Annotated in this window: 6 protein-coding genes; 4 read left to right on the forward strand and 2 right to left on the reverse strand. The window is 69.1% G+C overall.

Annotated elements, in window-relative coordinates; translation table 11 throughout:
• Nucleotides 1-66: 66 nt before the first annotated feature.
• Nucleotides 67-765: an ANTAR domain-containing response regulator gene (locus AC6EI8_RS23545; RefSeq protein ID WP_223819843.1), complete on the reverse strand. Its 699-nt coding sequence runs from the start codon at nucleotides 763-765 to the stop codon at nucleotides 67-69.
• 304 nt (nucleotides 766-1,069) lie between these two features.
• On the opposite strand from AC6EI8_RS23545, the gene AC6EI8_RS23550 reads away from it, so the two are divergent.
• Together AC6EI8_RS23550 and maiA are read left to right on the forward strand one after the other, a co-directional pair.
• On the forward strand, nucleotides 1,070-1,774 hold the full coding sequence (locus AC6EI8_RS23550; protein WP_150084682.1) for a fumarylacetoacetate hydrolase family protein: 705 nt from the start codon (nucleotides 1,070-1,072) through the stop codon (nucleotides 1,772-1,774).
• Nucleotides 1,775-1,778: 4 nt separating this feature from the next.
• Nucleotides 1,779-2,426: a maleylacetoacetate isomerase gene (gene maiA / locus AC6EI8_RS23555; RefSeq protein WP_149320100.1), complete on the forward strand. Its 648-nt coding sequence runs from the start codon at nucleotides 1,779-1,781 to the stop codon at nucleotides 2,424-2,426.
• 94 nt (nucleotides 2,427-2,520) lie between these two features.
• On the opposite strand, the gene ftsY is transcribed toward maiA, so the two are convergent.
• A complete protein-coding gene (gene ftsY, locus AC6EI8_RS23560) occupies nucleotides 2,521-3,753 on the reverse strand; it encodes a signal recognition particle-docking protein FtsY (protein WP_498383028.1) in 1,233 nt (410 codons plus the stop codon).
• Between ftsY and AC6EI8_RS23565 the strand changes: the two genes are divergently transcribed.
• Both AC6EI8_RS23565 and AC6EI8_RS23570 read left to right on the forward strand, forming a co-directional pair.
• Nucleotides 3,740-4,048 (forward strand): hypothetical protein, encoded by a 309-nt coding sequence (locus AC6EI8_RS23565; protein ID WP_187829325.1) that lies wholly within the window; start codon nucleotides 3,740-3,742, stop codon nucleotides 4,046-4,048. The genes ftsY and AC6EI8_RS23565 overlap by 14 nt on opposite strands.
• Before the next feature lie 188 nt (nucleotides 4,049-4,236).
• A complete protein-coding gene (locus AC6EI8_RS23570) occupies nucleotides 4,237-5,622 on the forward strand; it encodes a M16 family metallopeptidase (RefSeq protein WP_498383027.1) in 1,386 nt (461 codons plus the stop codon).
• Nucleotides 5,623-5,702 lie beyond the last annotated feature (80 nt).

Below are 5,702 nucleotides of genomic sequence, written 5' to 3' on the forward strand. Positions count from 1 at the left end.
CCTGGGTTTGTCGGGACTGGGGCGAGAGGGCATGCAGGCTCCTGAAGAAAAGCGGCCACGGGCGTCCTAGCCCATCACGTCGATCACGCGCTGGGCGGCGTCGACCAGCTTGAGGCCGCGCTCCATCGCCATCGTGCGCAGGCGCTTGTAGGCCTCGTCCTCGCTGAGGCCGCGCGCCTGCATCAGCAGGCCCTTGGCCCGTTCGACGAGCTTGCGCTCGGTCAGCTTCAGCCGGGTCGCATCGAGCTCGGCGCGCAGCGCCTGGTCGAGCTGGAAGCGCGCGTAGGCGACGTCGAGCACGGTCTTGACGCGCTCGGCGCGCAGGCCGTCGACGATATAGGCTGTGATGCCGGCCGTCAGCGCGGACTTGATGCGCTCGGCGTCGTCGTTGTCGGTGAACAGCACGATCGGGCGCGGCGCATGCTGGGTCGATACGCAGACGTGCTCGACCGTATCGCGCGCGGCCGACTCCGACGCGATGATGATCAGGTCCGGCTGCCGCGTGGCGATGGCGTCGGGCAGTGCCAGGTCCGCGTCCACCGTCTCGACCTCGCTGAAGCCGGCCGCCGCCAGCCCCGCGCGGATCGTGTCGACGTTCAGCGGATCCGCGTCGAGCGGGTCGCGCACCAGCAGGATGCGCAGCGGCCGCCCGGCCGTAGTGGGCACGGCCGCTGCCGAGGCCGGCGGTGCGGCCGAAGGAGCAGCCGATGATGCGGCCGACGATACGGAACGCACGGGCGGGGGAGGGGACGGGCGGCGATTCATGGTTCGGTCAGGCGGTGGCCGACGTTCGGTGGCCGGCTGGTTCGCCGGCTTTCTGTGGCCGGCTCGGCGGCCGATGTCTGCTCCTTGCTTCATGCAAGAATCACGCCGGGTTTTGGGGCGTAGCCTTGCCCCGCGATGGGGCGGCCGGTGTATGCTGATGCCCTGCCGCGAGGCCCAGGGCGCCCCCGACGCGACCCGCAGGCCTTGGCCGCGCACCCTCGCGGGCAGGTCCCGCGCCGCGCTCGCCGCGCCGACCGGACCGCCCTCCGAAACCCATTCCAGAATCCATCCAGTGGAGAGATGCATGACCGAGGAGTTCGTATTCCAACCCCCCGCGCCCACCGGCGTGCCGGTGCGCGGCAGCAGCGCGCGTTTCCCGGTGCGGCGGGTCTACTGCGTCGGGCGCAACTACGCCGCCCACGCGCGCGAGATGGGATCGGACCCGGACCGCGAACCGCCGTTCTTCTTCTGCAAGCCCAGCGATGCGGTCAGCCCGGTGGCCGACGGCGCCGAGGGCACGTTCCCGTATCCGCCGGGCTCGAACAACGTCCACTATGAAGTCGAGCTGGTGGTCGCGATCGGCAAGGGCGGCCGCGACATCCCGGTCGAGCAGGCCGCCTCGCACGTGTTCGGCTATGCGGTGGGCCTGGACATGACGCGCCGCGACCTGCAGAACGAATCGAAGAAGACCGGGCGCCCCTGGGAGACCGGCAAGGCGTTCGACCATTCGGCGCCGATCGGCCCGATCGTGCCGGTGCAGGCCATCGGCCATCCCGAGCGCGGCGCGGTGACGCTGGCAGTCAACGGCGCGGAGAAGCAGCGCGGCGACCTGTCGGACCTGATCTGGTCGGTGCCGGAGATGGTGTCGTATCTGTCGAAGCTGTTCGAGCTGCAGCCGGGCGACCTGATCTATAGCGGCACGCCCGAGGGCGTGGGCCCGGTGGTCAAGGGCGATCGCATGCAATGCGCGATCGAAGGCGTCGGCGAACTGTCGGTCAAGGTGGTCTGAAGCAATGCTCAAGCTCTACAGCTATTTCCGCAGTTCCGCGGCGTTCCGCGTGCGCATCGCGCTGGCGCTCAAGGGCCTGCCCTTCGAATACGTGCCGGTGCATCTGCTCAAGGATGGCGGCCAGCAGCTGAGCGAGCAGTACCGCGCGCTGAACGCCAATGCGCTGGTGCCGACGCTGCTCGACGACGACCACGCGCTGTCGCAGTCGATGGCGATCGTCGAATATCTCGACGAGACCCATCCAGAGCCGGCGCTGCTGCCCGGCACGGCGCTGGACCGCGCCTACGTGCGCGCTCTGGCGCAGTCGATCGCCTGCGAGATCCACCCGCTGAACAACCTGCGCGTGCTCAAGTACCTGAAGCACACGCTCGGCGTCAGCGAGGAAGCCAAGGACGCCTGGTATCGCCACTGGATCGAGATCGGCTTCGACGGCCTCGAGGCCACGTTGACGCGCGAGGGCAAGGCCGGCCGCTTCTGCTTCGGCGATACGCCGACGCTGGCCGATATCTGCCTGGTGCCGCAGGTCTTCAACGCGCAGCGCTTCCAGGTCGGTCTGGAACCCTATCCGACCATCGTGCGGATCTTCGACGCCTGCATGGAGCTGCCGGCGTTCCAGCAGGCCGCGCCGAAGGCGCAGCCCGACGCGGAGTAGCCGACGCCAGCAAGCGAAGGGCCGTCAATGAAGAACGGGCGCCGCTGTTTCCCAGCGGCGCCCGTTTTTATTTGCCGTCGCGCTCGACGCGCGATCAATCGCCGAGCAGGGCCCGCGCGAACTCGTCGGCCTTGAACGGCTGCAGGTCCTCGACCTTTTCGCCGACGCCGATGAAGTAGACCGGCACCGGACGCTGGCGCGCGATCGCGGCCAGGATGCCGCCCTTGGCGGTGCCGTCGAGCTTGGTCACGATCAGGCCGGTCAGCTGCAGCGCATCGTCGAAGGCCTTGACCTGCGCCAGCGCGTTCTGGCCGGTGTTGGCATCGATCACCAGCAGCGCTTCGTGCGGCGCGGTGGGCATCGCCTTGCCGATCACGCGCTTGACCTTCTTCAGCTCTTCCATCAGATGCAGCTGCGTCGGCAGGCGGCCGGCGGTGTCGGCCATCACGATATCGACGCGGCGCGCGCGGGCCGCATTGACGGCGTCGAAGATCACCGCGGCCGGGTCGCCACTCTCCTGCGAGACCACGGTGACGTTGTTGCGCTCGCCCCAGATCGTCAGCTGCTCGCGCGCCGCCGCGCGGAACGTGTCGCCCGCGGCCAGCAGCACCGACTGGCCGTAGTGCTGGAAGTGCTTGCACAGCTTGCCGATGCTGGTGGTCTTGCCGGCGCCGTTGACGCCCGCGATCATCATCACCATGGGCTGCTCGCGGCCGAGCTCCATGGTCTTTTCGAGCGGACGCAGCAGTTCGGTCAGCAGATCGCGGAGCGCGACCCGCACGCCCTCGGCGGTGTCGATGCGCTCGCTCTTGATGCGGCGGCGCAGTTCGCCGAGCAGGTATTCGGTGGCCTCGACGCCGGCATCGGCCATCAGCAGCGCCGTCTCCAATTCCTCGAACAGCGCCTCGTCGACCTTGACGCCGACGAACAGCGTGCTGATGCCGCGGCTGGTCTTCGACAGGCCGGTGCGCAGCCGCTGCATCCAGCCGCGCTTGGCTTCCTCGCTCGGCGGCGGCACCGGGACCAGCACCATCTCGCCGTCATCGTCGCCATCGTCGCTCTCCGTGGCGACGGGCACGGGCACGGACAGCGGCGCGGCCTGGGGCTGCGTGGCCGGGACGGGCTCGGGCGCGAGGTTGCGTGCCGGTTGTGCCGGTTGTTGTGCGGGTTGTGGTGTCGGCTGCGGTGCCGCCTGTGGTGCGGCCTGTGGTGCGGCCTGTGGCTGGGGCCGTGGTTCGGGTTGTGGCTCCGGCTCAGGCTCTCGCTGCGGCTCCGCCTGCGGAGCGGCTTCCGCCGCGGGCCGCGAGGAACGCGTGAACCAGGACAGTGGAGACAGTCGGGACGGTGCGGGCTTGGCTTCGGCGGCCGCCGGGGTGGTCTCGATCGTCGTGCCGATCGATGCGGACGGGGCCGCCGTTTCCGGCTGCGGCGGTGCGGCGCTGACCGGCGGCGCTTCGGCGGCCGGTGCCTGCGCCGCCGGGGCCGATGGTGCCTCGGTCGGCGCCTCGGTGGGCGCGCCGGTGGGCTCGGCCTTGCGCTTCTTCCAGAAACTAAACATTGGGAAAGGGGTCCATACCCCGGTAGAATCAATCGGCAAAATTCTAGCAGACGGGGTCGCATGAACCATCGCGCAGGGTCGACCGCGGCGTCGACGTGGCAGGGCGCAATGCCCGCCCATCAGCATGTCACCAGAGGCGCCGATCGGCGCCGGCATTCCGCTTCGCCATCCTCTCCGCCATCGTGGCGGCCTGATTCCCGGTCCCTTCCGGCCCGTCTGGCCTCGCTTGCGCTGCTCGCCGCTGCCGCCTGGATGCCGCTTGCACAGGCGCAGGGCGTGGCGGTCGATGCGCCGCCAGCCCCCGGCGCGGCGGTACAGGCGGCGGTGCCCGACGGCGGCACCACCGAATTCAAGCTCGCCAACGGCATGCGCGTGATCGTCAAGGAAGACCACCGCGCGCCCACGGTCGCCCATCAGGTCTGGTATCGCGTCGGCGGCATCGACGAGGTCAGCGGTACCACGGGCGTCGCCCACATGCTCGAACACATGATGTTCAAGGGCACGCCCAAGGTCGGACCGGGCGAGTTCTCGCGGCAGATCGCCGCGCTCGGCGGCCGCGAGAACGCAATGACCAACCGCGACTTCACCATGTACTTCCAGCAGATCGCCAAGCAGCATCTGCCGCGGATGATGGAGCTCGAAGCGGACCGCATGGCGAACCTGGTGATCCGCGCCGAGGACTTCGAACGCGAGATGAAGGTCGTGATGGAAGAGCGCCGGCTGCGCACCGACGACTCGCCGCGCGGCACCGTCTACGAACAGCTGCTGGCCACGGTCTACACCAGCGCGGGTTATCGCCATCCGGTGATCGGCTGGATGAACGATCTGGTCAATATGCGCGTCGACGATGTCAGCGCCTGGTATCGCGAGTGGTACGTGCCCAACAACGCGATCCTGGTGGTCGCGGGCGACGTCAATCCGGCCGAGGTGCGCGCGCTGGCCGAGCGCACCTACGGCAGGCTCAAGCCGCGTCCGCTGCCGGTACGCAAGCCGCAGATCGAGCCGCCGCAGAAGGGCGTCAAGCGGATCTGGGTCAAGGCACCCGCGGAGAATCCCTATCTGGTGCTGGCCTACAAGGTGCCGCGCCTGCGCGACGTCGAGAAGGACATCGATCCGTATGCGCTCGAGGTGCTGGCCGCCGTGCTCAACGGCTACGACAATGCGCGGCTGACGCGCGATCTGGTTCGCACGCAGCGGCTGGCAGACGATGTCAATGTCGGCTATGACGGCATCAATCGTGGCGAGTCGCTGTTCGTGCTCGACGGCACGCCCGCCAACGGCCATACCACCGACGAGATCGAGCGCGCCCTGCGGCAGCAGATCGAGCGGATCGCGCGCGAGGGCGTGTCCGACGAAGAGCTGCGGCGCGTCAAGGCGCAGGTCGTGGCCGGCCAGATCTACAAGCGCGATTCGGTGTTCGGGCAGGGCATGGAGATCGGCGTCGCGGAGATCGCCGGCATCTCGTGGCAGCAGCTGGACCGCATTCTCGAGCGGATCAAGCAGGTCACGCCGGAGCAGGTCAAGACGGTGGCGGGCAAGTACTTCAGCGAGGACAACCTGACCGTGGCAACGCTGCTGCCGCAGCCGATCGATCCCAACCAGCCCAAGCCCCAGGCCCCGTCCGGCCTGCGCCACTGAGGACCGCCGATGTTCGCCATGGATTCGCTCTCGTTTTCCCGTCCCTCGGCGCGGCTGCGCCGGGCGCTGGCGGTGGCCGC

Source organism: Cupriavidus sp. R6-3, from assembly GCF_059772245.1.